Consider the following 25,455-nt stretch of genomic DNA (forward strand, 5'->3'; position numbering starts at 1 on the left):
CCTGGACGTCCGAGCGAGGAGCGGAGCGCGCCGCGGGAGCGAACCGGAGGACGCTGTGAGCGAGCAGCCCCCGGCCATCGCCGGCCGCACGGTCCTGGTCGCCGGTCTCGGCGTCTCCGGCGTGGCCGCCGCCCGCGTGCTGCTGGACCGGCAGGCCCGGGTGCTCCTCACCGACGCCGCGCAGCCACCGGCGGTGACGGAGCTGACCGGCGCGGGCGCGACCTGGCTCGGCGCGCTCGAGGCGCTGCCCGACGGGGTGGACCTCGTCGTCACCTCGCCCGGGTGGCGCCCCGACGCCCCCCTGCTGGCCGACGCCGCCGCCCGCGGGGTCGAGGTGATCGGTGAGCCGGAGCTCGCCTGGCGGCTGCGCGTCCCCGGCCCGGACGGGACCCCCGCGCCGTGGCTGGCGGTGACCGGCACCAACGGCAAGACCACCACGGTCACCATGCTCGAGACCGTCCTCACCGCGGCCGGCCGCCGGGCCGTCGCGGCCGGCAACGTCGGGCGGCCGCTCGTGGAGGTGGTCACCGCGCTGGCCGACGACGGCAGCCCCGCCTACGACGTGATCGCCGTGGAGCTGTCCAGCTTCCAGCTGCACTGGTCCTCCTCACTGGCGCCGGCGGCGGCCGCGGTCCTCAACGTGGCCGACGACCACACCGACTGGCACGGCTCCTTCGCCGCCTACCGCGACGCCAAGGCCCGCATCCTCGAGCGGTCGCCGGTCGCCGTCGCCGACGCGGGGGACCCGGTGGCCGCCGGCCTCGTCGCGGGCCACCCGGGCCGGGTGACCGTCACCCTGGGCGAGCCGGCGCCGGGGCAGCTCGGCGTGCGCGCCGGCGTCCTGGTCGACCGCGCCTTCGCCGCGGACCCCGGCGGTGAGGTGCTGATGGCGCGCGCCGACCTGCCGGTGCCCGGGCCGCACAACACGGTCAACGCCCTCGCCGCGGCGGCCCTCGCCCGGGCGGCGGGCGTGCCGGCCGAGGCGGTCGAGCTCGGGCTCGCCGGGTTCACCGGCGGCGCGCACCGCAACGTCCTCGTCGCCACGATCGACGGCGTCGACTACGTCGACGACAGCAAGGCCACCAACCCGCACGCCGCCGGCGCCTCCCTGGCCGCCTACCCCCGGGTGGTCTGGATCGCCGGGGGCCTGCTCAAGGGCGCCGACGTCGATCCGCTCGTCGCGGCCGTCGCCCCCCGGCTGGCCGGGGCGGTGCTGCTCGGCCGTGATCGCGCGGTCGTGGCGCGGTCCCTGGCGCGACACGCCCCGTCGGTCCCTGTGGTGGAGGTGGCCAGCGGGAACGATGGGGCGGTGGACGCCGACCGGCCGGATGCGGAGACGGCGATGACCCGTGTGGTCGCCGCCGCGGCGACGCTGGCGCGGCCCGGGGACACGGTGCTGCTGGCGCCGGCCGCCGCCTCCATGGACGTCTTCCGCGACTACGGGCACCGCGGGCGGGCCTTCGCCGACGCGGTGCGGGCGCTCCGGTGATCGCCCGATGACCACCACCGAGCGGCCGTCGCGCCCCGCCCGGCCGGCCCACGACCGCGGGCGGGCGCCCGCCGCCCGGGCGGTCGTCCGCCGCTGGACGGGGCCGGCCTGGCTCGACGGGCCGATGACCAGCGCCCACCTGGTGCTCGGTGCCGCCGGGCTGCTGCTGGTCATCGGCGTGGTCATGGTGTTCTCCGCGTCGGCCATCGAGGCGGCGCTCGCCGACGAGCCGGCCTGGGCGCCGGGGGTCAAGCAGCTGGTGCTGGCCTGCATCGGGCTCGGCGCGCTGATGATCGCCCTGCGGTTGCCGGTCGGGCTGGTGCGGCGCTGGTCGCGGTTCGCCCTGGTGGTGGTCGTCGTGCTCCTGGTGCTCGTGCTGATCCCCGGCATCGGGCTGGAGCGCAACGGCGCCCGGCAGTGGATCCCCTTGGGCTTCACCGACTTCCAGCCCTCCGAGCTGGGCAAGCTGGTCTTCGCCCTGTGGGGCGCGCACGTGCTCGCCCTCCGCGAGCGCTACCTGACCACGAAGTCGCTGCTCGTCCCCGTCCTGCCGGTCTTCGGCGTCCTCGCCCTGCTGCTGATCGCCGAGCCGGACTTCGGTGGGGTGGTCAGCCTCGGCCTCGTCCTGGTCGGTCTGCTGTGGGCCGGCGGGATGCCGATGCGCTGGTTCGGTGCCTTCGCGGGCGTGGCCGTCGTCACCCTCGCCGTCATGGTGTGGGCAGCGCCGTACCGGATGGCACGGGTCACCTCGTTCCTCGACCCCTTCGCCGACCCCACCAACACCGGGTTCCAGGCGATCCGCGGCATGTACGCGCTCGCGACCGGGGGGCTGTGGGGCGTCGGGCTCGGCAACAGCGCCATGAAGTGGAACATCCTGCCGGAGGCGGAGTCGGACTACATCTTCGCGATCATCGGCGAGGAGCTGGGCTTTCTCGGCTGCCTGGTGGTCGTCACGCTCTACGGCGTGCTGGCCTACGCCGGCTTCCGGATCGCCCGCCGCTCGGCCGATCGCTTCGTGCAGCTGGCCAGCGTCGCCATCACCGTGTGGCTGATCGGCCAGGCGACGATGAACATGGGGTACGTGGTGGGTCTGCTCCCGGTGACCGGGGTGACGCTCCCGCTGATCTCGGCGGGCGGCACCTCCCTGATCCTCACCCTGTTCATCGTCGGGCTCCTGGCCCGGTTCGCACTGTCCGAGCCCGCCGCGGTGGAGGCGCTGCGCACCGCCGAGCGCGGCCGGTTGGCCCGGCTGCTCCTGCCGGCCCCCACGACGGCGGTCGACCAGGTCCGTCCCCGGCGCCTCGGCGACGACCCCGGGAACCCGCGTCCGGCGGTGGGGAGCGGCCGCACCCTCCTGCACGTCCGCGGTGCCGCGCCCCGGCGCACGCCCCAGCGCACCGAGGCGCCGCCGCGGTCGAGGACGGCGGCGGGCCGCGGTGCCGGCGCGCCCCGGACCGGTGCGGCCACCCCGCCGCCGCGGCAGCGCTCCGGGTCCTCCGCGTCGGGCGCCGCCCGGCGCCGGCCGGGGGGTGACCGATGAGGGCCGTCCGCTCGGTCGTGCTCGCCGGCGGCGGGACCGGCGGCCACATCGAGCCGATGCTGGCGCTGGCCGACGCGCTGCGCCGGCGCGGGGGCCCGGAGCTGCGGATCACCTGCCTGGGCACCGCCCGCGGGATGGAGACCCGGCTGGTCCCCGCGCGCGGGTACGACCTGCGGCTGATCCCGCCGGTCCCGCTGCCGCGCAAGCCGACGCCGGACCTGCTCCGGGTCCCCGGCCGGGTGCGCCGGTCGGTGGCCGAGACCCGCGCCGTGCTCGACGAGCTCGCGGCGGACGTCGTGGTGGGCTTCGGCGGCTACGTGGCCCTGCCGGCGTACCTCGCCGCCCGCCGGGCGGGGGTGCCGGTCGTCGTGCACGAGCAGAACGCCCTCCCGGGCCTGGCCAACCGCATCGGTGCGCGGCTCGCCGCCCGGGTGGCGGTCACCGTGCCGGGCACCCCGCTGCACCGTGGCGAGCACGTCGGCATGCCGCTGCGCCGGGCGATCTCCTCGCTCGACCGGGCGGCGCACCGGGCGGAGGCGAGAGCCGAGTTCGGCCTGGACGCCGACCGGCCCACGCTGCTGGTCTTCGGCGGCTCGCAGGGCGCCGCCTCGCTCAACCGCGCCGCGGTCGCCGCCGCGGACGCCCTCACCGCCGCGGGCGTCCAGGTGCTGCACGCGCGCGGGCCGAAGAACACCGACGTCACGGTGCCCGCCCCGCCGGCCGGCAGCGCGCCCTACGTCGTCGTCGACTACCTCGACCGCATGGACCTCGCCTACGCGGCCGCCGACCTGGCGCTGTGCCGGGCCGGTGCCGTCACCGTCGCCGAGCTGTCCGCGGTGGGCCTGCCCGCGGCCTTCGTGCCGCTGCCGATCGGCAACGGGGAGCAGCGGCGCAACGCCCTGCCCGTCGTCGACGCCGGCGGCGGGCTGCTCGTCGAGGACGCCGACCTGGACGCGGACTGGATCGCCGCGCGGCTGCTGCCGCTGCTCACCGACCCCGTCGCGCTCGGGGGCCTGGCCCGGCACGCCGCCGCGGCCGGGGTGCCGGACGCCGACGAGCGGCTGGCCGACATCGTCTGCGAGGTGGCCGAGCGATGAGCGCCGCGAGGACGACGGGGGAGCGAGCATCGCAGCGAGGAACGAGCGAGGAGCGGAACGAGCCCGGAGTCGAGCAATGAGCACCGCGAGGACGACGGGGGAGCGAGCATCGCAGCGAGGCGGCCGCCGACAGGGAGTGAGCATCGCAGCGAGGGACGAGCGAGGAGCGGAGCGACCGCGGAGGCGGCCTGTGTCGCCGAGCGAGGAGCGGAACGAGCCCGGAGTCGAGCAATGAGCACCGCGAGGACGACGGGGGAGCGAGCATCGCAGCGAGGCGGCCGCCGACAGGGAGTGAGCATCGCAGCGAGGGACGAGCGAGGAGCGGAGCGACCGCGGAGGCGGCCTGTGTCGCCGAGCGAGGAGCGGAACGAGCCCGGAGTCGAGCGATGAGCGCTGCTGACGTCGCGGCCTGGACCGGCCCGGTCCCGTCGCTGCCCGAGCTGGGGCGGGTCCACTTCATCGGCATCGGTGGTGCGGGGATGAGCGGGATCGCCCGCATCCTGCTCGCCCGCGGGGTCCCGGTGTCCGGCAGCGACCGCCGTGACAGCCCCACGCTGCTCGCGCTGCGCGCCCTCGGCGCACGGGTGGAGCTCGGCCACGACGCCGCGCACGTCGGCGATGCCGACACGGTCGTCGTCTCCACGGCGATCCGGGCCGACAACCCGGAGCTGGTCGCGGCCCGGGAACACGGCCTGCGGGTGCTGCCGCGGGCGGTCGCCCTGGCCGCGGTGATGGCCGGGCGGCGCAGCATCGCCGTCGCCGGGACGCACGGCAAGACGTCCACCACCTCCATGCTCACCGTCGCCGTCCAGGCCTGCGGCGTCGACGCGTCCTTCGCCATCGGCGGCAACCTCAACGAGTCGGGCAGCAACGCCCACGCCGGCGAGGGGGACGTGTTCGTCGCCGAGGCCGACGAGAGCGACCGGTCGTTCCTGCTGCTCGCGCCGTTCGCCGCGATCGTCACGAACGTCGAGGCCGACCACCTGGACAACTACGGCGACCTCGCCGCGGTGGAGGCCGCGTTCGACCGGTTCCTGCAGACGGTGGATCCCGGCGGCTTCGTGGTGCTCTGCGCCGACGACCCGGGCTCGGCCCGGCTGCGGCAGGTGCCCGCGCCGGCGCGGGTGCGGACCTACGGCACGGCCGCCGACGCCGACCTGCGGCTGGTCGACCTGGACGTCGGACGCGAGCAGACCAGCTACACGGCGGTGCTGGACGGGACGTCGCTCGGGCGGGTCCGCATCCAGGTGCCCGGCGAGCACATGGCCCGCAACAGCGCCGCCGCGTTGCTGTCGGGGCTCGAGCTGGGGCTGCCCGCGGCCGGCCTGGTCGACGGGCTCGGCCGCTTCGGCGGGGTGCACCGGCGGTTCGAGCTGAAGGGGGTCGCCGCGGGCGTGCGGGTCTACGACGACTACGCCCACCACCCCACCGAGGTGGCCGCCCAGTTGCGGGCCGCGCGGGCGGTCGCCGGGGAGGGGCGGCTGGTGGTCGCCTTCCAGCCGCACCTCTACAGCCGGACGCAGGAGTTCGCCGAGGGGTTCGGCGCAGCGCTCGGCCTGGCCGACGAGGTCGTGGTCATGGACATCTACGGCGCCCGGGAGGACCCGGTCCCCGGGGTCACCGGCGCGATGGTGGCCGACGCCGTGCCCCTGCCCGGCGACCGGGTGCTCTTCGAGCCGTCGTGGTCGGCGGCCGGTCCGGCGCTGGCGTCGCGGGCGCGGGCCGGGGACCTCGTGATGACCATGGGGGCCGGCGACGTGTCGATGGTCGGGCCGGAGGTGCTCGACGCCCTGCGCGCCGCCGAGGGCTCCGCCGGGAGGGACGACGCGCCGGACGCCGGGCGGTGAACCGCTCGGGCAGCACCACCAGTGACCGCACGCGGCGGCCGCGCCGGACCACCGGGCGCCGCAGCGCCGGTGCGACGCCGCCGCCGGACCGCCGGCGGGCCCGGCGGGCGTCCCGGCACCGCCGGACGCTGCAGCTGGCCACGGCGCTGACCGTGCTCGCCGCCGTCGGCTGGCTGCTCTGGCTGAGCCCGGTGCTGGCCGTCCGCACGGTGCAGGTCGACGGCACCGCGACGTTGTCGGCGGACCGGGTGCGGGAGACCGCGCAGGTGCCGCAAGGGGTGCCGCTGCTGCGCATCGACCTCGGCGCGGTCGAGGACCGGGTCGCCCGGCTGCCGCAGGTCCGCGACGTGCAGGTCGCCCGCGGCTGGCCCGACCAGATCGTCGTCACGGTCGCCGAGCGGGTGCCCGTGGCGGTCGTCGGCGACACGGGCCGGCGCGCCCTGGTCGATGCCGAGGGGGTGCTGTTCGACACCGTCACCGGGGACGCTCCCCCCGGGGTGGTGCCGCTCGAGGTGGCCGACCCCGGACCCGGGGACGCCGCCACCGCGGCCGGGCTCGCCGCGATCCGGGCGCTGCCCGAGCGGTTGCGCGCCGACCTCGCCGAGGTCGCCGCGCCGGGGGCCGAGGACATCACCCTGACCATGCGGGACGGCACGATCGTGCGCTGGGGGAGCGCCGGGGAGGTGGAGACCAAGGCGCAGGTGCTGGTGGCCCTCCTCGACCGGATCGACGACGGGGAGCTCGAGCCGGCGTCGGTCATCGACGTCAGCACGCCGGACGCGGTGGTGCTCCGCTAGCGCCCGGCGCAGCATGGCGGCATGTCCGAGCCAGAGTCCCCCCGTCCGTCCGATCCCACTCCTTCCGGACCGGGGGGTGACGGCACGGCGATCAGCCGGTTCCCCGTTCCCCCGAGAGAGGACCTGCCGGCCGACCTGCGCGAGCGCTTCGCCGACGTCGAGGAGCGGTCGGGGTTCCTGCCGAACGTGTTCGCCGCGCTCTCCTGGCGCCCCGCGGAGGCTGGCGCCTTCTTCGCGATGCACGACGCGCTGATGGACAAGGAGACGGCGGCCCTGTCGAAGGCCGACCGCGAGCTGATCGTGGTGGCCACCAGCGCGGCCAACGACTGCCTGTACTGCGTGGTGGCCCACGGCGCGGTCGCCCGGATCCGCGCGCGGGACCCCTACGTCGCCGACCAGGTGGCCGTGGACTGGCGGAAGGCGCCGCTGTCCCCGCGCATGCTCGCGGTGCTCGAGGTGGCGGTCCGGCTCGCCGTCGAGCCGGGCGCCGTGCGGGCGGAGGATCTCGCCGGGCTGCGCGAGCACGGCCTGACCGAGGACGACGTCTGGGACGTCGGGGCGATCGTGTCGTTCTTCGCGCTCTCGAACCGCCTCGCGCACTGGGCCGCCATCCCGCCCAACCCCGAGTTCTTCCTCATGGGCCGGGTGCCCCGGGCCTGATCCGGCGGGCGCTGCCGCTCCGTGGTCCCCGACGGTGGCACACCGTCGCCGCCCGCGTGCGGACGGCTGGGAGCGAGCACGCCGACCGACACGCCGGGCGGTGCGACACGCCCGACACGCAGTTCGTCGCGAGATGTTTCTCGGCCGGTCCGCCGGGCTGCTCTGGACCTGCGGATGAGACGGTTTCGGCGCGAGTCGTCACGGCTCGTGGTGTCCGTGTGACCAAAGGGTCGTCAGGGTGTGGTGCGATCCGGCCTCACCGACACGCCGACCCCGAGGAGGTGCTTGTAGCGCCTCTCTGCGCCCACCTAACTTCATCCACGTCGACCGAGTTGACATAACTGTAAGGCTGAACTTGAGGATGAGGGTCCAGTTGGGGAGCGCCGCATGACACCTCCGCACAACTATCTAGCGGTCATCAAGGTCGTCGGCATCGGCGGCGGCGGGGTGAACGCGGTCAATCGCATGATCGAGGTCGGGCTCAAGGGCGTCGAGTTCATCGCGATCAACACCGACGCGCAGGCGCTGCTGATGAGCGACGCCGACGTCAAGCTCGACGTCGGGCGTGAGCTCACCCGGGGCCTCGGCGCCGGCGCGCAGCCCGACGTGGGCCGCCAGGCCGCCGAGGACCACCGCGAGGAGATCGAGGAGGTCCTCAAGGGGGCCGACATGGTCTTCGTGACGGCGGGCGAGGGTGGTGGCACCGGTACCGGTGGCGCCCCTGTCGTCGCCTCCATCGCGCGCAAGCTCGGTGCCCTGACCATCGGTGTGGTCACCCGCCCGTTCGCCTTCGAGGGCAAGCGGCGCGCGGTGCAGGCCGAGTCGGGCATCGAGGAGCTGCGCAACGAGTGCGACACGCTCATCGTGATCCCGAACGACCGGCTGCTGCAGCTGGGCGATCGGAACGTCAGCGTGATGGACGCGTTCCGCACCGCCGACCAGGTGCTGCTGTCCGGTGTCCAGGGCATCACCGACCTGATCACCACGCCGGGTCTGATCAACCTGGACTTCGCCGACGTCAAGTCGGTCATGTCCGGGGCCGGCTCGGCGCTCATGGGGATCGGCAGCGCGCGGGGCGACAACCGTGCGCTCCTCGCCGCCGAGCAGGCGATCGCCAGTCCGCTCCTGGAGGCCTCGATGGAAGGCGCCCACGGGGTGCTGCTCTCGATCTCCGGCGGCTCGGACCTGGGGTTGTTCGAGATCAACGAGGCCGCCTCGCTGGTCTCCGACGCCGCGCACGCCGACGCCAACATCATCTTCGGCGCCGTCATCGACGACGCCCTGGGTGACGAGGTTCGGGTCACGGTCATCGCCGCGGGCTTCGACGGCGGCCGGCCGAGCTCGCGCAAGGACGGCGCCGCGACGGGGACGAACACCCCCGGAGCGGTCTCCACCGGTGCGGCCTCGCCGTTCGCCGCGCCGCGTCGTCCGGTCGCCGCGCCGCCGGTCGCGGCCGCGCCGCCCGTCGTCACCCCGCCGCCGGCCGTGGCCGCCCCGCCGGTGACGGGGGAGCGGCTGGCCCAGCCGGCGCCGGGCGCCGCCGCGGCTCCGCAGCGGGCGGCAGGTGGTGGCGGGATCACCGTCCCGCCGCTGCCGCCCATCCAGGGCTCCCCGGGCAACGGTCGCCGGCCGCTGTCCAACGAGGACTTCGAGGAGGAGCTCGACATCCCGGAGTTCCTCAAGGGGTAGCGCCACCCTCCGGAGGACCCGCCGCCCCACGGGAGTGCCCGTAGGGTTGGCGTCGATGAGCACGAATCCGGCCGCTCCGTCGGCGGTGCGACCCCGCAGGGTCGTCACCGACCGACGGGGCGGCCGCTCCCGTTCCCCGTACGACTCCTTCAACCTCGGCGACCACGTCGGCGACGACCCGGCCGACGTCGCCGCCAACCGGGCCCGCGTCGCCCGGGAGCTGGGCGTGGCCGACGACCGACTGATCTGGATGGACCAGGTCCACGGCACCGGGGTGGCCGTCGTCGAGGGGCCCCAGGACGGCCCGGTGCCCGCGACCGACGCGCTCGTCACGGCGAACCGCGGACTGGTGCTGGCCGTGCTCGCCGCCGACTGCGTGCCGGTGCTGCTGGCCGATCACGACACGGGCGTCGTCGCCGCGGTGCACGCCGGCCGCGAGGGCGTGCGCGCCGGCGTGCTGCCGGCTGCCCTGTCGGCCATGGCCGGTCTCGGCGCCCGTGCGCGGCACGTGACCGCGCTGCTGGGCCCGGCCGTCTGCGGCGCCTGCTACGAGGTGCCCGCCGCGATGCAGGCCGAGGTGGCGCGGGTCGCGCCGGACGCCGCGGTCACCACGCGTGCCGGTACGCCCGGGTTGGACCTGCGGGCCGGGGTCGAGCAGATCCTGCGCCGGGCCGGCATCCCGGAGGTCGTCCAGGACGCACGCTGCACGGTGGAGGACCGCACCCTCTTCTCCCACCGCCGGGACGGCGTCACGGGCCGGCAGGCCGGGCTGGTCTGGCTCGACTGAGGGCACCCGCCCCCGCCCCTCGGGTGCGGGCGTCGGGGAGGATCGGCGTCGTGGCCAGTCTCAAGGAGAACCTGCGCGCGGTCCGTGCCCGGATCGACGCGGCGGCGCGGGCCGCTGGGCGCGACCCGGGGAGCGTGGCGCTCCTCGCGGTGAGCAAGACCTGGCCGGCGGCCGACGTGCGGGCGCTGGCCGCGCTCGGGCAGCGGGACTTCGGCGAGAACCGGGTGCAGGAGCTCCTCGACAAGGCCGCGGAGCTCGCCGACGCCGGCCCGCGCTGGCACTTCGTCGGGCAACTCCAGCGGAACAAGGCCGCGGCGGTCGCGCGGACCGGCGCGGTGGTCCACTCCCTGGACCGGCAGCCCCTGGCGACCACGCTGGACCGGGCGGGGCAGGAGGGCGGGCATCCCGTCGACGTGCTGATCCAGGTCGACCTCGGTGGCCCGGCGGGCGAGGTGGCCGCCCGTGGCGGAGCCCGGCCCGCCGACGTCCCGGCCCTCGCCGACGCCGTCGCCGGGGCGGCCGGGCTGCGGCTGCGCGGACTCATGGCGGTCGCCCCCCGCGGTGCCGACCCCCGCCCGGCGTTCGACCGGCTGGCCGACCTCGCCGGGCGGGTGCGGGCCGACCACCCGGAGGCCGTGGACATCTCCGCCGGCATGAGCGGCGACCTCGCCGACGCCGTCGCGGCCGGCGCGACCATCGTGCGTGTCGGAACCGCGCTCTTCGGCGAACGGCCCCTACCCTGCGGTGAGTTCGAGGAACACCAGCCACGTGAGTCACAGCAGTAACACGGGTCGCACGCCCCTCGGTCTACCGGGAACGATGTGACGACGATCGTGCAGACGCGACGCTGAGGACACCAGCAGAGGGGGAGGTCCGATGGCTGGAGCCATGCGGAAGATGGGGATCTACCTGGGGCTCGTCGAGGACGAGGACACCCGGGGCTACGGCCGGTACGACCCCCGTTCGCCGGACGAGCTGGAGCACGACCGCCGTTACGGCCGGTACGACGAGGACCGCTACGGCGACGAGTACGCCGACCGTTCCTACGGCGACGACGGCTACGCCGGCGGGTACGCCGACGAGGACGAGCCCGCCGCCGGGATCCCTGCCGCCCGGGACCCCGAGCCGATCTCGGTCCGGCGCGTCCAGGCCCGACCGCTGGGCCTGGCGCCCAGCGGCGCCACCGCCAGCGGTGCCGGCTCGATCGGGTCCCGCGCGGGGAGCCTGAGCAGCGGCCCGGTCGCCGCCGGTCTCGCCGTCCAGGAGCCGCTGGTCGCCGCGGAGCCCGAGCCGGAGCCGGTGGCCACCCCCGCCGCCCAGCCCTACCGGATCACGACGCTGCACCCGCGGACCTACAACGAGGCGCGGACCATCGGCGAGCGGTTCCGCGACGGCATGCCGGTCATCATGAACCTCACGGAGATGGACGACGCCGACGCCAAGCGACTCGTCGACTTCGCTGCGGGACTCAGCTTCGGGCTGCGCGGTAGTATCGAGCGCGTCACGGCGAAGGTGTTCCTGCTCAGCCCGCAGGACGTCGCCGTCACCGCTGAGGACAAGGCGAAGATCCGCGAGGGCGGCTTCACCCCCAAGTCCTGAGCGCAGTGGTGGAGTCGGCACCGGGGGGTGCCCTGAACGAGCGGGGCCCGTGTCTCTTTTCTGGCAGATCGTCTCGTCGGTGCTGCTCGTCTTCCTCGTGCTGCTGTTCGCGCGGTTCGTCGTCGACTGGGTGATGGTCCTGGCCCGCAGCTGGCGGCCCTCGGGTGCGGTCGCGGCGGTCCTCGAGGTCGTCTACTCCACCACCGACCCGCCGTTGAAGGCGGTGCGCAAGGTCATCCCGCCTCTGAACCTGGGGTCCATCCGACTGGACCTCGGGTTTATGGTGCTGCTGATCGCCGTGGTGGTCCTCCGGAACGTCACGCTCGCACTCGCACGCTGAATCCCCCGGGATCAGAGCCGACGGACGGGCGTGCACCGCCGCTCGTCCCAGCACGTCCCTGTTCCCGCCGTCCGACCCGAGGTGACCTGCGATGCCACTCACGCCTGCCGACGTGCACAACGTCGTCTTCAAGAAGCCGCCCATCGGCAAGCGGGGCTACGACGAGGACGAGGTGGACGCCTTCCTCGACGTCGTGGAGGCCGAGTTGGCCCGCTTGATCGAGGAGAACAACGAGCTGCGCTCGGGCGCCGGTCGCGCCCCGGCGCGGGCCGAGGAGCGGCCCGAGCCGCCGGCGCCGGTCGCGCCCCCCGTGGCGGCGCCGCCGCCGGTCCAGCAGCCCCGTGAAGACGACAGCGCCCGTGCCTCCCGCATGTTGGCGCTGGCCACGGAGACCGCCGACCGGTACGTGAACGAGGCGAAGACGCAGGCCGAGCAGATGCTCACCGGCGCCAAGACGAACAGCGACCGCCTGATGTCCGAGGCGCGCGCCAAGAGCGAGCAGATGGTCACCGAGGCCAAGCACCGGGCCGACTCGATGATCGGGGACGCCCGCACCCGCTCCGAGACGATGGAGCGCGAGGCCCGCGCCAAGGCCGCGGCCCTCGACCAGGACGCCGAGCGCCGGCACGTCGAGGTGATGGGCTCGCTGGAGGAGAAGCGCAGCAGCCTGGAGCGGAAGATCGAGGAGCTGCGCACCTTCGAGCGCGAGTACCGCACCCGGCTGCGGTCCTACCTCGAGTCGCACCTGCGCGACCTCGACAGCCGCGGCTCGGCCGAGCCGGCGTCGGCGGGCCGGCAGAACCAGCACGCCAGCGCCTGAGCCGATCCCTCCTCCGGGAGGGGCGCACGACGACGAGGGCCCCCGGACATCGGTCCGGGGGCCCCGTCGTCGTGCGGCCACGGTGTGCGGTCGCGGCACCGTCCGAGGGGCGCCCCGGTGCCGGGCCGACCTAGAGTCCGGGGGGTGATCGTGGCCGCCGGACTTCTCTGGCTGCTGGGGCTGGCCCTGTTCGTGGCCGGCCTCGTCACCGGCGTGCCCGCGTTCTACTGGGGCTGCGTGGCGGCCTGTCTCGTGGCCGCCGGCCTGCTCGTCGCCGCACAGCGCGCCATGCGGGCCGGGCCCGGCCCGCCGGCGCCGGCCGACCGGCCCGTCGCCCCGGAGGAGCCTCCCGCCGACCTGCTTCCGGGCGCCGGCAGCACGGCGGTCTCCGCCGGGCCCGCGCCGGCGGAGGAGCCCGCATCGATCCCTGGGCCCGCGCCGGTCGGGGAGCCGGCGGCGACCGCGCCCGCGGCCGATCCGCCGGTCACCGCGCGCCCCCCGGACGAGGAGTACACAGAACCGCCGGTCGAGGAGGTCGAGGTCACCGACCTGCTGATCATCGTGGACCTGACCGACGAGGTGCTGGTCGTGGACGAGCGCCCCCGCTACCACGTGCCGGGCTGCGCGTGGCTGCGCGGTGAGTCCACGATCCCGCTCCCGCTGGACGAGGCGCGCGCCGACGGGTTCACCCCGTGCGGCGCCTGCCGCCCCGACCACACCTTCGCCGAGCGCGCCCGGGCCCGCCGCGCCGCTCCGGACGGCTAGCTGTACTGCCCGGAGACAGCTAGCCGGCCTTCACCACCCAGAACCGGGAGCCCTCGGGCCCCTCGACGCCCTCGCCCGCTCCGGCCGTCCCGGCGTGCACCGTGCCGGCCAGCACCTCCCCGGCCAACTGCTCGGCGTGCTCGGTGAGCGCCTGCGCCATGGCGCCGTCGGCGGTCCAGGACAGCTCGATGCGGTCGCTGACCTCCAGGCCGCTGTTCTTGCGGGCCTCCTGCACCAGGCGGACGACCTCGCGGACGAGTCCGGCGCGCTCGAGCTCCGGGGTGAGGGTGAGGTCGAGCGCGACGGTGAGGCCGCCGGCGCTCGCCACCGTCCAGCCCTCCCGCGGCGTCTCGGTGACGATCAGGTCGCCCTCCAGGAGCGGTACCTGCGTGCCGTCCACCTCGACGGTGGCGGTGCCGGCGCGGTACGCGGCGACCAGCGCCGGCGCGTCCGCCGCGGCGACCGCCTTCGCCACGGCCTGCACCTGCTTACCCAGCCGCCGCCCGACCGCCCGGAAGTCGATCTTGACGGTCACGTCGACCAGGTCGCCCCCCACGGCCGACAGCTCCATGAGCTCGGCGACGTTGAGCTCGTCGGCCACCTCGGCGACCAGGTCGCGGGGGAGCGCCGACCATCCCGGGGCCGCGACGACGGCGCGGGCCAGCGGCTGCCGGGTGCGCACCTTGGCGGCGGTGCGCGCCGAGCGGCCCAGCTCCACCAGCCGCCGCACCAGGGTCATCTGCGCGACCAGGTCGTCGTCGAGCGCGGCGGTGTCCACCTGCGGCCAGGAGGCGAGGTGGACCGAGTCGGCCGCGTCGGCCAGACCGGGGGCGACCGCCCGTGCCCAGACCTCGTCGGTGACGAACGGGGTGAACGGCGCCATGAGGCGGGTCAGGCCGTCGAGCACCTCGTGGAGCGTGCCCAGCGCCGCCGGGTCGCCGTCCCAGAACCGCCGCCGGGACCGCCGGACGTACCAGTTGGACAGGTCGTCGACGAACTGGGCGAGCAGCCGGCCCGCGCCCTGGGTGTCGAAGTCCTCCAGCGCCGCGGTGACGTCCCGGGTGACCGCGGCCAGTTCGGCGAGCGCCCAGCGGTCGAGCAGCGGCCGCTCCTCGCGCGCGGGGGCCGGTGAGGTGGCCGGGTCCCAGCCGTTGGTCTCGGCGTAGAGGGTGAAGAAGCTGGCGGTGTTCCAGTAGGTCAGCAGGACCTTCCGGACGACCTCGGACAGCGTCTCGTGCCCGACCCGCCGGGCCGACCACGGCGAACCGCCGGCCAGCATGAACCAGCGGACGGCGTCGGCGCCGTGCCGGTCCATCAGCGGGATCGGCTCGAGGATGTTGCCCAGGTGCTTGCTCATCTTCCGGCCGTCCTCGGCCAGGATGTGGCCGAGGCAGAGCACGTTCTCGTACGAGCTCTTCTCGAACACCAGGGTGCCGACCGCCATGAGCGTGTAGAACCAGCCACGGGTCTGGTCGATCGCCTCGCAGATGAACTGCGCGGGGTACGCCGCCTCGAACTGCTCCTGGTTGCGGTGCGGCGCGCCCCACTGCGCGAAGGGCATCGAACCGGAGTCGTACCAGGCGTCGATGACCTGCCGGACCCGTCGGTAGGTGCCCTCCTCACCGGCCACGGTGAAGGTGACGTCGTCGATGAACGGCCGGTGCGGGTCGAGGTCGGAGAGGTCCCGCCCGGTCAGCTCCGAGAGCTCCGCCAGCGAGCCGACGGCGACCATCCGGCTCGGGTCGGCGTCGTTGCGCCAGATCGGCAGGGGAGTGCCCCAGTAGCGGTCCCGCGACAGCGCCCAGTCGACGTTGTTGTGCAGCCAGTCGCCGTACCGGCCCCACTGGATGTTCTCCGGGTGCCAGGCGGTCTTCTCGTTCTCGGCGAGCAGCTGGTCCTTGATCGCGCTGGTGCGGATGTACCAGGACGGCTGGGCGTAGTACATGAGCGGCGTGTGGCAGCGCCAGCAGTGCGGATAGCTGTGCTCGTACCGGATCTCGCGGAACAGCACGCCGCGGGCCTGCAGGTCCTCGACCAGGGCCGGGTCGGCGGCCTTGAAGAAGTGCCCGCCCACGAGCGGGATCTCGGGCAGGAAGTGCCCGGTCGCGTCGATCGGGTTCACGACGGGCAGCCCGTACGCCCGGCAGACGGCGAGGTCGTCGGCGCCGAACGCGGGGGACTGGTGGACCAGCCCCGTGCCGTCGTCGGTGGTGACGTACTCGGCCAGGACCACGAAGTGGGCGTCCTCGCCCGCCGGGAACTCGACCAGCTCGAACGGGCGCCGGTAGGACGTGCGCTCCCAGTCGCGGCCTGGGGCGCGGCCGAGCACCTCGGCGTCCTCCCCGAGGACGGCGGCCAGCAGCGGCTCGGCGACCACGACCGGCACGTCGTCCGAGCCGGCCGCCCGGGCGACGACGTACGCGACCTCGGGGTGCATCGCGACGGCGGTGTTGCTCGGCAGCGTCCACGGCGTCGTCGTCCAGATCAGCAGGTCGGCCCGGCCGGCCCACTCGCCGCTGGTGACCGGCAGCCGGACGTACACCGACGGGTCGGTGATGGTCTCGTAGCCCTGGGCCACCTCGTGGTCGGACAGGCCGGTGCCGCAGCGCGGGCAGTACGGCGCGACCCGGTGGTCCTCGACCAGCAGCCCCTTCTCGAAAACCTGCTTGAGCGACCACCAGACGCTCTCGATGTAGGCCGGGTCCATCGTCCAGTAGGCGGTGGACATGTCGACCCAGTAGCCCATGCGCTGGGTGAGCTCGGTGAAGGCGTCGACGTGCCGCTCGACCGAGGCGCGGCAGCGGGCGTTGAACTCGGCGATGCCGAACCGCTCGATGTCGGGCTTGCCGGCGAAGCCGAGCTCCTGCTCGACGGCGATCTCCACCGGCAGGCCGTGGCAGTCCCAGCCCGCCCGGCGCGGCACGTGCCAGCCCTGCATGGTCTTGAAGCGGGGGAAGACGTCCTTGAACGCACGCGCCTCGATGTGGTGGGTGCCCGGCCGGCCGTTGGCCGTGGGCGGCCCCTCGTAGAAGTTCCACTGCGGCCGGCCCGCCGACGCCTCCAGCGACCGGTCGAACACCTTGCCCGCCGCCCAGCGCTCCAGGATGCGGTGCTCGAGAACGGGCAGGTCGACCTGTGGGGGCAGTGCGGCGAAGGGGCCGGTGGGAGCACTCACGCCGTCATTCTCCCCGAACGGGCAAACGGCTTCGCCGGGCACGTCCGGGAACCCCGACCCGCCGGGTGCGATCGACCGGGCGGGGCCACGGGCGGCGTGCGGGAGACTGCTGCCATGGCGGCGGACCGGTGAACACCACGGTCGCCCTCGCCCTCGCCCTCGGGGCGGTCGTCGTGCTGCTCGCGGCGATCGCCCTGCGGCTGGCCGACCGGCTGGGCCTGCCCAGCCTGCTGCTCTACCTCGCCATCGGGGTGGTGCTGGGGGAGAGCGGGCTGGGCATCGAGTTCGAGGACTACCCGCTCACCCAGACCCTCGGCGTGGCGGCCCTGCTGGTCATCCTGGCCGAGGGCGGGCTGACCACCCGGTGGGCCGACGTCCGCCGGGCGCTGGGCCCCGGGCTGACGCTGGCGACGGTCGGCGTGGCGGTCAGCATCGGGGTCACCGCCGCCGTCACCGTCTGGCTGCTCGGCTGGGCCTGGGGGTTCGCGCTCCTGGTGGCCGCCGTCATCAGCTCCACCGACGCCGCCGCCGTCTTCGCCACGCTGCGGCGGCTGCCGCTCCCGCGCCGGCTCGCCGCCTCGCTGGAGACCGAGAGCGGGCTCAACGACGCCCCGGTCATCCTGCTCGTCATCGTCCTCTCCGACGTGCTCACCGACGGCGCGAGGGGCCCCTGGTGGCTCGTGCCGGTCGAGGTGGTGGCCCAGCTGGCGGGCGGGGCGGCGCTCGGGCTGGCCGTCGGGTTCGGCGGCGCGGAGCTGCTCCGGAGGGTGGCGCTGCCGCTGTCGGGCTTCTACCCGCTGGCGACGCTGGCGCTGTGCGTCCTGGCCTTCGCGGGGGCCTCCCTGGCGTACACCTCCGGCTTCGTCGCGGTCTACCTGTGCGGGCTCGTCCTCGGCAACGCCGCGCTGCCGCACCGCTCGGCCAGCATCGGTTTCGCCGAGGGCATGGCCTCGCTGGCCCAGATCGGGCTGTTCGTCATGCTCGGGCTGCTGGTGTCCCCGTCCCGGCTGCCCGAGGCCGTCGGCCCGGCGCTGGTCGTCGGCGGCGCGCTGCTCCTCCTGGCGCGGCCGCTGTCGGTGCTGGCCAGCCTGGTCTGGTTCCGGTTCCCCGTGCGCCAGCAGGTGTTCATCTCCTGGGCGGGGCTGCGCGGCGCCGTGCCGATCGTCGTCGCCACCTTCCCGCTGACCGCGCAGGTGCCCGGCGCCACCGTCGTCTTCGACACCGTCTTCGTGCTGGTCGTCGTCTTCACCCTGGTCCAGGGCTGGTCGCTGCCCTGGGTCGCCCGGCGGCTCGGCATCGCCGCGCCCGTCGCACCCCGCGAGATCCAGGTGGAGGCCGCGCCGCTGGAGGAGCTCGACGCCGAGCTGATGCAGATGACCGTGCCCGCGGGCTCGCGGCTGCACGGGGTGTACCTGCCCGAGCTGCGGCTGCCCGAGGACGCCGCCGTCGTCCTCATCGTCCGCGACGGCCGGGCGTTCGTGCCCGGCGAGAACACCCGGCTGATGCGGGGGGACCAGGCGCTGCTGGTCTCGGCGCGGCGGTCCCGGCCGGAGGCCGAGCGGCGGCTGCGGGCGGTCAGCCGGGCCGGCCGGCTGGCCACCTGGCGCGGGGAGACCGGCCGCCCCGACGAGACGGACTGATCCCACCTCCCGCCTGACGGTAACGATACGGATACGTATCGTCACACATCCCACCCCGCAGGCGGCTGACCTGCGAGTTTCTCGCTGCTCGTTCGCGTGCGTCGGCATGCGGCTCGGTGGGGGGATTCCGCGTGAAGGTTCGTTCCGGCTTCCAGTCGGTCACTCGTTGGCGCTCCCGTGGGGTGCTGGGGCTCGTGGTCGCCGCTGCCCTGAGCATGAGCCTCCTGGAGGCCGTGCCCGCCCAGGCGGCGCCTGACGACAGGGTGCTCCCGGACGCCGCCTTCGAGGGGTCGTCGCAGCGACCGGTGCCGGTTCCCTCCGCCGAGCAGGAGCCGGCACCGGCCGACGTGCCGCCCCCCGCCCTGCCGCCGGCGCCGGAGCTGCCTCCCGTACCGGAGGGTCTCTGGCCGGAGCGGGACCTCGAGGAGCTCAACGCCGCCCTGCTGGAGGCGGCGCGGACCGGCCGCCCGGTCGAGCTGGAGTCGGAGACGACCGAGACGTCCATCAGCTTCGCGCAGCCCGACGGGACCGTTCAGGTGCAGACCGCCGCCGGCCCGGTGCGCACGGAGGTCGACGGCGACTGGATCGACGTCGACACGACGCTGCGGTTGACCGAGAACGGGGTCGAGCCGGTCGCCGTGACCGGGGAGATCACGTTCTCGCCGGGTGGCGCCGAGCCCATGGTGCGCCTCAGCGACGGGGTGTCCGCCACCCTCCGGCTGGACTGGGACGGCCGGCTCCCCGAGCCCGAGCTCGACGGGAACACCGCGACGTACCGGAACGTCATGCCGCACGTCGACCTCGTGCTGTCCGCGACCCGCGTCGGCTTCGAGCAGCACCTCGTCGTCAAGCAGCGGCCCAACCGAGCCACGCTCGCCACGCTGCGCGAACTGCAGTTCCCGGTCGCGGTCAACGGCGCCGAGATGACCGAGGGCAAGGGTGGGCAGCTCCTCGTCGAGGACGACGGGAAGGTGGTCGGCACCGCGGCCGCGCCCATCATGTGGGACAGCCGGACCGATCCCCGGACCGACGAGCCCGTGCTGACGAAGGCGGTCGGCCTCGACCTGGCCGACCCCATGAAGCGCGGCACCGACTCCACCCTGGTCCTCAGCCCCGACATGGGCATGCTCACCGACCCGGCGACGGTCTACCCCGTCACGATCGACCCCACCCAGGCGCTCGGTCCCCTCGGTGACACGTTCGTCCAGAGCAGCATCCTCAACACCCCGCAGGGCGGGGCGACGGAGCTGCGGTCGGGCACCTACGACGGTGGCCGGACGGTGGCGCGCTCCCTGCTCCGCTTCGACGTGAGCCCGGTGTTCAACCGCGTGGTCCAGTCGGCGAACCTGGCGCTCTACCACTTCCACTCGTGGTCGTGCGACCCGCGGTGGGTCGACATCCGCGCGGCCGGCGACCACGACCCGGCGCGGGTCACCTGGGGCAACCAGCCCGGGATCGACTGGAGCGTGGCCGGCATCAAGGCGAACGCCCACGTCGCCGCCTGCCCGGCCCGCTGGATCGACTTCAACCTGACCGGTTGGGTAGCGGCGCACGCCGACGCCCGGAACGGCGCCCCCGCGGTGATGCCCCTGGCGGTCACCGCGGGCAGCGAGGGCGACAACTTCGCCTGGAAGAAGTTCAACTCGGGGAACGCCGGCGGTGGGGTGCCCACGCTGACCTTCGCCTACGACGGCCGGTGCGACCAGTACCACGGGGTCCTGATCTGCGGCGCCATCCGCGACAAGTGGCACGCCGTGGGAGCGTGGAACTCGGTCCTCGGGCTGCCCATCCAGAACGAGACCTGCGGGCTGGTCCGGGGTGGCTGCTTCAGCCACTTCCAGGGCGGCTCGATCTACTGGTCACCGGCGACCGGCGCGCAGATCATCAAGGGTTCGATCCGGGACAAGTGGGCGTCCATGGGCTGGGAGAACTCCTACCTGGGCTACCCGACGACCGACGAGGTCGCCCTGAGCGGCGGCTGGTTCAACCACTTCGAGGGCGGCTCGATCTACGGCTCCCGCACGCCCGGCATGGGGTTCCACGACATCAGCGGTCCCATCCGCGACACGTGGGCCGGTCTCGGCTGGGAGAACGGCTGGCTCGGGTACCCGACCAGCGGCCCGATCCCCGTCGCCGGCGGTACGCGGCAGGAGTTCCACGGCGGCAACATCCTCTTCGACACCCGGGCGAACGCCACCACCGTCGGCGCCGGCGTGCTCAAGCACCCGACGCAGTTCCAGCGGGTGACCCAGGCGCGCACCCAGCTCCAGGCGACGGCGAAGCTGCCGAGCGGCGGCGGCACGTACGACGGGGTCCGGTTCCAGTGGCGGGCCTACAGCCTCACGCCGGCCGAGGGGTGGACCGACGTCAACCCCGGAACCCTCTCCCTGCCCGACGGGAGCGCGGTGAGCGGGACCTGGCTCCCGCTCGCCGACGCGAACGGCGGCAAGGAGTCCACGGTCTACACCTGGAACGCGACGACGAGCATCCCGATCGACGGCCTGTTCCAGGTCCGCGCCTGCCTGCGCGTCGCCGGCGGGACGACGGAGCGCTGCACCGGCGTCACCCAGATCACGGTCGACCGGGCGGGGCTCACCGGCGCCAACGCCACCTCCGACGCGGGGCCCGGCACGGTCGGCCTGCTGACCGGCGCCTACGCCGTCGTCGGGCGGGACGCCGAGTTCACCGCGCCGCACGGGGGCATCGCCGCGACCCGCAGCTTCACGAGCAACGACCCCGACCGCCCCGGCCCGCTCGGCCCCGGCTGGCGCATGTCGCTGGCCGTGGACGAGGCGGGGGCGGACTTCCTCTCCCTGGTCGACCGCGTGGACACCGCGCTCATCACCCGCGGTGACGGCACCCAGATGCCGTTCGTCCGCAAGTCCGCCCACGCCACCGACGTGAACAACTACGTCGGGGACGGCGAGGCCAGCACCGAGGCCAGCACGCTGACCTTCGTCCCCGGTGCCGCGGGCACCGCCAGCTCGTACGTGCTCACCGACCTGGACGGGGACAAGGTCACCTTCACCCGCGCCGACGGCGGTAACGGGCACCTCGACCGCGGCCTGTTCCGCGTCACCAAGGTCGAGGCGATCCGCGGCAAGGCGGGCAGCACCGACCTGGCCCCGGCCGTGACCACCGTCGTCTACACGGCCGCCGGGAACCCGCGCTTCCTGCTCGCGCCGACCGACGCCGGGGCGGCCTGCCCGGATCCGTCCGTCACGACCCAGCCGGCCGGGTGCCGGGCGCTGGAGTTCGTCTACACCGGCAGCGGTGCCGGCGAACGGCTCGCGGAGGTGCGGCTGAGGGCGCACGGCGCCGCTGCCCCCGACGGCGGGCTGCTCACCGCTGACACGCCGGTGCAGGCGCACTCGATCGTGGTGGCGACCTACCGGTACGACGCCCAGGGCCGGTTGGCGTCGGCCGCCGATCCCCGGAGCGGCACGTCCGTCGGTTACACCTACCGGTCCGATGGTCGGCTCGCCACGGTCACGCCCGTGGGCGCGACCGCGACCTGGACCCTCGGCTACGACGACCGGCTGCTGCCCCGCCTGGTGTCGGCCACGCTGGACGACGGGCCGGACGGGCTCCCCCCGCAGCGGACGAGCGTCCGCTACGAACTGCCGCTGGACGGCAGCAACGCCGCGCTGCCCGCGCTGACCTCCGCCGAGATCGGTCGGTGGGGCCAGAAGGTGCGCCCCACCGACATGACCGCCGTGTTCGGCGCGGACGTGGTGCCCGCCGCCACCCCGACCGCCGCGCAGTGGCGGGGGGCCCAGCTGCTGGCCATGGACGTGAACGGTCGCGTGGTGAACACGGCCAACTTCGGCGGCACCGTCAACCAGGACACCGGCGCGGACCAGGCGCCGGCGTGGCGGATCAGCACCACCGAGTACGACGCCGAGGGGCGGGGGAACGTCGTCCGCGAGCTGACCGCGGGCAACCGGGACCGTGCCCTGGCCGTCGGGACGGACGCTGCCGCGCAGGCCGCTCAGTCCAGGCTGCTGGACACCGTGCACGCCTACTCCGCAGACGGCGTGGACCTGCTGCGCAGCTACCAGCCCGCCCGGTTGGTGACCGTCGCCGCCGGTGACCGGCAGGTCAGCGCCCGCACCCGGACCACCACCACCTACGACACCGGCGCGGAAGCGGGACACCCCACCCCGGGGACCAGCCGCCGGCTGCCCGTGCGCACCACCGTCGACGCGGTCGAGATCCACAAGGGTCTCCCGGCCGGATCGACCGGCACCGACCCCGCACTTCCGGCGCTGGACGGCCGCAGCCGGGTGACGACCCTGGAGTACGGCACCCCGAACGCGTGGAAGCTCGGTGCGCCGTCGGCCACCCGGGTCGACCCCGGCGGCGGCGCGGCCGAGGTGGTCACGCGGCAGGTGATCGACGAGCAGGGTCGCACGGTCTCCAGCACGCTGCCTGCCGGCGGGACGAGCACGGCCACCGCGGCGACGACGGTGAAGGTCTACTACTCGGCGACCAGCGGCGAGCCCGGGTGCGCCAGCGAGGCGTGGGCGGGCTGGCTGTGCAAGAGCCGTCCCGGCGGCGCACCGGACACCGGGGCCGCTCTGCCCAGCAGTCACGTGACCCGCTACGACGTGTACGGCAACGTCGTGCAGGTCGTGGAGACCGGCGCGGGGGTCACCCGGGTCGTGAACACCGCCTACGACGCGGCGGGTCGTCCGCGGCGCAGCGGCATCTCCGGCACGGGCCCGGAGGTCGGTCTCCAGCGGCCGGAGGTGGGGACCACCTACACGGCCGCCGGACTGGTCGAGACGACCCGGCTGCTGGCTGCCGACGGGTCAGCCGCCGGGGCGCCGGCCGAGGGGACCGGGCCGATCACCCGCACGTACGACGCCTACGGCCGGCTGGTGTCCTACACCGACGGCAGCGGCCTGGTCACCACGCAGTCCTACGACGCGGTCGGCCGGCTGATCACGGTGGCCAACGAGCACGGCACCCGCACGGTCGGCTACGACGGCGACGGGGAGCGGGGGAGCCTGCCGACCAGCCTGGACGTCTCCGGGATCGGTGTGTTCACCGCCCGGTACGGGGCCGACGGCAGCATCGTCCGCGAGGAGCTGCCCGGCGGGCTGAGTGCGACCACGGTGCGCGACGCCGCCGGTGACTCCGTCAGCCTGAGGTATGTCAAGACTGCAGCAGATGGCAGCACGAGCGAGTGGTTGAAGTCGACGGCCACGATCAACGGCTTCGACCAGGTGGACAGCTACCGCACCGTGGCGATCACCGGGCTGGACCGGACCAACCGCTACGGCTACGACAACCTGGGCCGGCTGGTCACCGCCACCGACTCCACGGCGCGCGACGCCAACGGTCTGCCGACCGGCGCCTCCTGCACCCGCCGGTACACCTTCGACGTCAACGGCAACCGGGTCGGGCTGGCGCAGTCGGCGACCGCGGGCGCGCCGGCGGGCACGTGCCCGGCCACCGTGGCGGCGGCCGCCGGCTACGGCTACGACACCGCTGACCGGCTGAAGGCCGACGCTGCCCGGGCGACGCTGCGCTATGACGCCCTCGGCCGCACCCGCGTGCTGCCCTCGGTGGACACCGTCGACCAGGGTGGTGACGTGGCGCTGGACTACTTCGTGGACGACCTGGTGGCGGGCATGAGCCAAGCGGGGCGGACCACGGTGTTCGGCCTGGACGCCACCGGCCGGCGGGTGGTGCGCACCGACACCGACGGGACGACCCCGGGTGCGCGCCGCGCCACCAGTCTCTACAGCGGGGACGACGACAACCCCGACGTGGTCAAGGAGCCGGACAACAGCTACACCCGCAACATCAGCTCCTTCGGCGGGTTGGCCTCGGTCGTCACCAAGAGCGGCACCAGTGGGGCGGAGGTGGCGTTGCAGTTGGCCAACCTGCACGGTGACGTCGCCGCCACCGTGCCGGCCGGCGCGGAGAGCCCGATCGACCTGCGGGTCACCGAGACCACCGAGTACGGACTGCCCCGGGTCAGGCCGGCCGCGGGCACCACCCAGGCCCGCTACGGCTGGCTGGGCACCCACCAGCGCGACGCCAGCACCATCGGCGGCCTCACGCTGATGGGCGTGCGGCTCTACGCACCCACCCTCGGCCGCTTCCTCACCGTCGACCCGGTGGAGGGCGGCAACCCGAACGCCTACGTCTATCCGGCCGACCCGGTCAACATGTTCGACCTGGACGGGCGTTGGGGATGGGCCAAGAAGGCGTGGAAGAAGGCCACGCGTGCCGTGGTCAAGACGTCGCTGAGCGCGTCCCGGTGGCTGACCAACAGCAGGTGGGGAAAGCGCATCAACAGGGTGTGTACGTTCGCGATCGGCCCGGCGTCGGCTGTATGCGGTGTCGTGTACACCGCCGCTTATGCCCGCCAGGGAAGATTCAGGGAAGCCGCTGTCTCGGCTGTCGGCCTGATCGGTGGGAATGTCGTGACGGGCGCCCTGAAGAGAGGTTATAGCCGGGCATACACGTCTGCCGCGGCAGCCTCTACGAAGCGATATCCAGTTCCGCGTCGTCCAGGAAGGGCATGGAGAGTTACCGCCTGGACCTCGAGCGAACTGCACGGAATGGCTGTGGGAGCAACCATAGATCGCATAGGGAATCGGCGACGATGACGATGTCGAACAATGAGCAAGTGCTCATCGTTCCTGTCGGGCGGGAGATCTGGCGACCGGTCTACGCGTTCGGTGCGATCGCTTGTCTCATTGCGCTTGTGGGCGTTCCGCTTGCAGCGCAGGGGGCGTCGGTCGCTCTCCCCGTCGTCCTCTTCTGCGTAGCGGCCTGCGCCGTCCTGGCGGTCGCTAGAACGCTCGTCTGGCGCCTACTGCCGGCACGCGTCACGGTCAGCTATGACAGTTCAGGACTGTTCGTCCGACGAGGCAGAAAGCTGGTGCGTCACTATCCGTGGGCTACTACCGAGCAGGTTCACCTGACGTGGGGTGACCGGTGGCCGGAGTGGAGCAGGTGGGCGATGTTCCCGTGTGTCAGCGTGGTCCACGAAAGTGAGAAGGGGTCGGTGATCGACCGCTCTCCAAGTTTCCTCCTCGTCCGACCACGAGACGTAGAACAGGCCGAGCGGAGAGTTGAGGAGGTGGTGCAACGGTATGTCCGGGTCCAAGGCCCGTGACCCTTTGAACCGACGGCGCGCGACGCCAACGGTCTGCCGACCGGCGCCTCCTGCACCCGCCGGTACACCTTC

The 25,455-nt window shown here is 74.2% G+C and carries 16 protein-coding genes; 15 read left to right on the plus strand and 1 reads right to left on the minus strand.

Going from position 1 to position 25,455, the window contains the following annotated elements; all coding sequences use genetic code 11:
• Positions 1-55: 55 nt before the first annotated feature.
• From murD to ABDB74_RS07950, 13 genes are all read left to right on the plus strand, one after another.
• Positions 56-1,489, plus strand: a complete 1,434-nt coding sequence (murD, locus tag ABDB74_RS07890) for a UDP-N-acetylmuramoyl-L-alanine--D-glutamate ligase (protein ID WP_346623081.1) — start codon at positions 56-58, stop codon at positions 1,487-1,489.
• Positions 1,490-1,496: 7 nt separating this feature from the next.
• Complete coding sequence (ftsW, locus tag ABDB74_RS07895) at positions 1,497-3,029, plus strand: putative lipid II flippase FtsW (RefSeq protein WP_346623082.1); 1,533 nt, start codon at positions 1,497-1,499, stop codon at positions 3,027-3,029.
• Entirely contained in the window at positions 3,026-4,126 is a 1,101-nt protein-coding gene (gene murG, locus ABDB74_RS07900) for an undecaprenyldiphospho-muramoylpentapeptide beta-N-acetylglucosaminyltransferase (protein WP_346623083.1), read from the plus strand. Before ftsW ends, murG begins: the two co-directional genes overlap by 4 nt.
• A gap of 386 nt (positions 4,127-4,512) precedes the next feature.
• Positions 4,513-5,973: a UDP-N-acetylmuramate--L-alanine ligase gene (murC, locus tag ABDB74_RS07905; protein WP_346623084.1), complete on the plus strand. Its 1,461-nt coding sequence runs from the start codon at positions 4,513-4,515 to the stop codon at positions 5,971-5,973.
• Positions 5,970-6,770 carry an FtsQ-type POTRA domain-containing protein gene (locus ABDB74_RS07910; RefSeq protein WP_346623085.1) on the plus strand — a complete coding sequence of 267 codons (801 nt, stop codon included), beginning with the start codon at positions 5,970-5,972 and terminating at the stop codon, positions 6,768-6,770. Before murC ends, ABDB74_RS07910 begins: the two co-directional genes overlap by 4 nt.
• 21 nt (positions 6,771-6,791) lie before the next feature.
• On the plus strand, positions 6,792-7,430 hold the full coding sequence (locus tag ABDB74_RS07915) for a peroxidase-related enzyme (protein ID WP_346623086.1): 639 nt from the start codon (positions 6,792-6,794) through the stop codon (positions 7,428-7,430).
• Between the two features lie 387 nt (positions 7,431-7,817).
• The gene (gene ftsZ, locus ABDB74_RS07920) at positions 7,818-9,119 is read left to right on the plus strand and encodes a cell division protein FtsZ (RefSeq protein ID WP_346623088.1); all 1,302 of its coding nucleotides are present in this window, start codon (positions 7,818-7,820) and stop codon (positions 9,117-9,119) included.
• Between the two features lie 55 nt (positions 9,120-9,174).
• Positions 9,175-9,906: a peptidoglycan editing factor PgeF gene (pgeF, locus tag ABDB74_RS07925; RefSeq protein WP_346623090.1), complete on the plus strand. Its 732-nt coding sequence runs from the start codon at positions 9,175-9,177 to the stop codon at positions 9,904-9,906.
• Positions 9,907-9,956: 50 nt separating this feature from the next.
• Positions 9,957-10,691 (plus strand): YggS family pyridoxal phosphate-dependent enzyme, encoded by a 735-nt coding sequence (locus ABDB74_RS07930; protein ID WP_346623091.1) that lies wholly within the window; start codon positions 9,957-9,959, stop codon positions 10,689-10,691.
• Between the two features lie 91 nt (positions 10,692-10,782).
• A complete protein-coding gene (locus tag ABDB74_RS07935) occupies positions 10,783-11,505 on the plus strand; it encodes a cell division protein SepF (protein WP_346623093.1) in 723 nt (240 codons plus the stop codon).
• 79 nt (positions 11,506-11,584) lie between these two features.
• Positions 11,585-11,845, plus strand: coding sequence for a YggT family protein (locus tag ABDB74_RS07940; RefSeq protein WP_346623095.1), 261 nt, complete (start codon positions 11,585-11,587; stop codon positions 11,843-11,845).
• 91 nt (positions 11,846-11,936) lie between these two features.
• Positions 11,937-12,665: a DivIVA domain-containing protein gene (locus tag ABDB74_RS07945; RefSeq protein WP_346623097.1), complete on the plus strand. Its 729-nt coding sequence runs from the start codon at positions 11,937-11,939 to the stop codon at positions 12,663-12,665.
• Between the two features lie 144 nt (positions 12,666-12,809).
• Positions 12,810-13,430: a hypothetical protein gene (locus tag ABDB74_RS07950; RefSeq protein WP_346623099.1), complete on the plus strand. Its 621-nt coding sequence runs from the start codon at positions 12,810-12,812 to the stop codon at positions 13,428-13,430.
• Between the two features lie 19 nt (positions 13,431-13,449).
• On the opposite strand, the gene ileS is transcribed toward ABDB74_RS07950, so the two are convergent.
• On the minus strand, positions 13,450-16,605 hold the full coding sequence (gene ileS, locus ABDB74_RS07955; protein ID WP_346623101.1) for an isoleucine--tRNA ligase: 3,156 nt from the start codon (positions 16,603-16,605) through the stop codon (positions 13,450-13,452).
• 128 nt (positions 16,606-16,733) lie between these two features.
• On the opposite strand from ileS, the gene ABDB74_RS07960 reads away from it, so the two are divergent.
• Together ABDB74_RS07960 and ABDB74_RS07965 are read left to right on the plus strand one after the other, a co-directional pair.
• Complete coding sequence (locus tag ABDB74_RS07960; protein ID WP_346623103.1) at positions 16,734-18,245, plus strand: potassium/proton antiporter; 1,512 nt, start codon at positions 16,734-16,736, stop codon at positions 18,243-18,245.
• A 131-nt stretch (positions 18,246-18,376) separates the two neighbouring features.
• Positions 18,377-24,871: a DNRLRE domain-containing protein gene (locus tag ABDB74_RS07965; protein WP_346623105.1), complete on the plus strand. Its 6,495-nt coding sequence runs from the start codon at positions 18,377-18,379 to the stop codon at positions 24,869-24,871.
• Positions 24,872-25,455 lie beyond the last annotated feature (584 nt).

The sequence above is a fragment of the Blastococcus sp. HT6-4 genome (assembly GCF_039679125.1).
GTDB lineage: Bacteria > Actinomycetota > Actinomycetes > Mycobacteriales > Geodermatophilaceae > Blastococcus > Blastococcus montanus.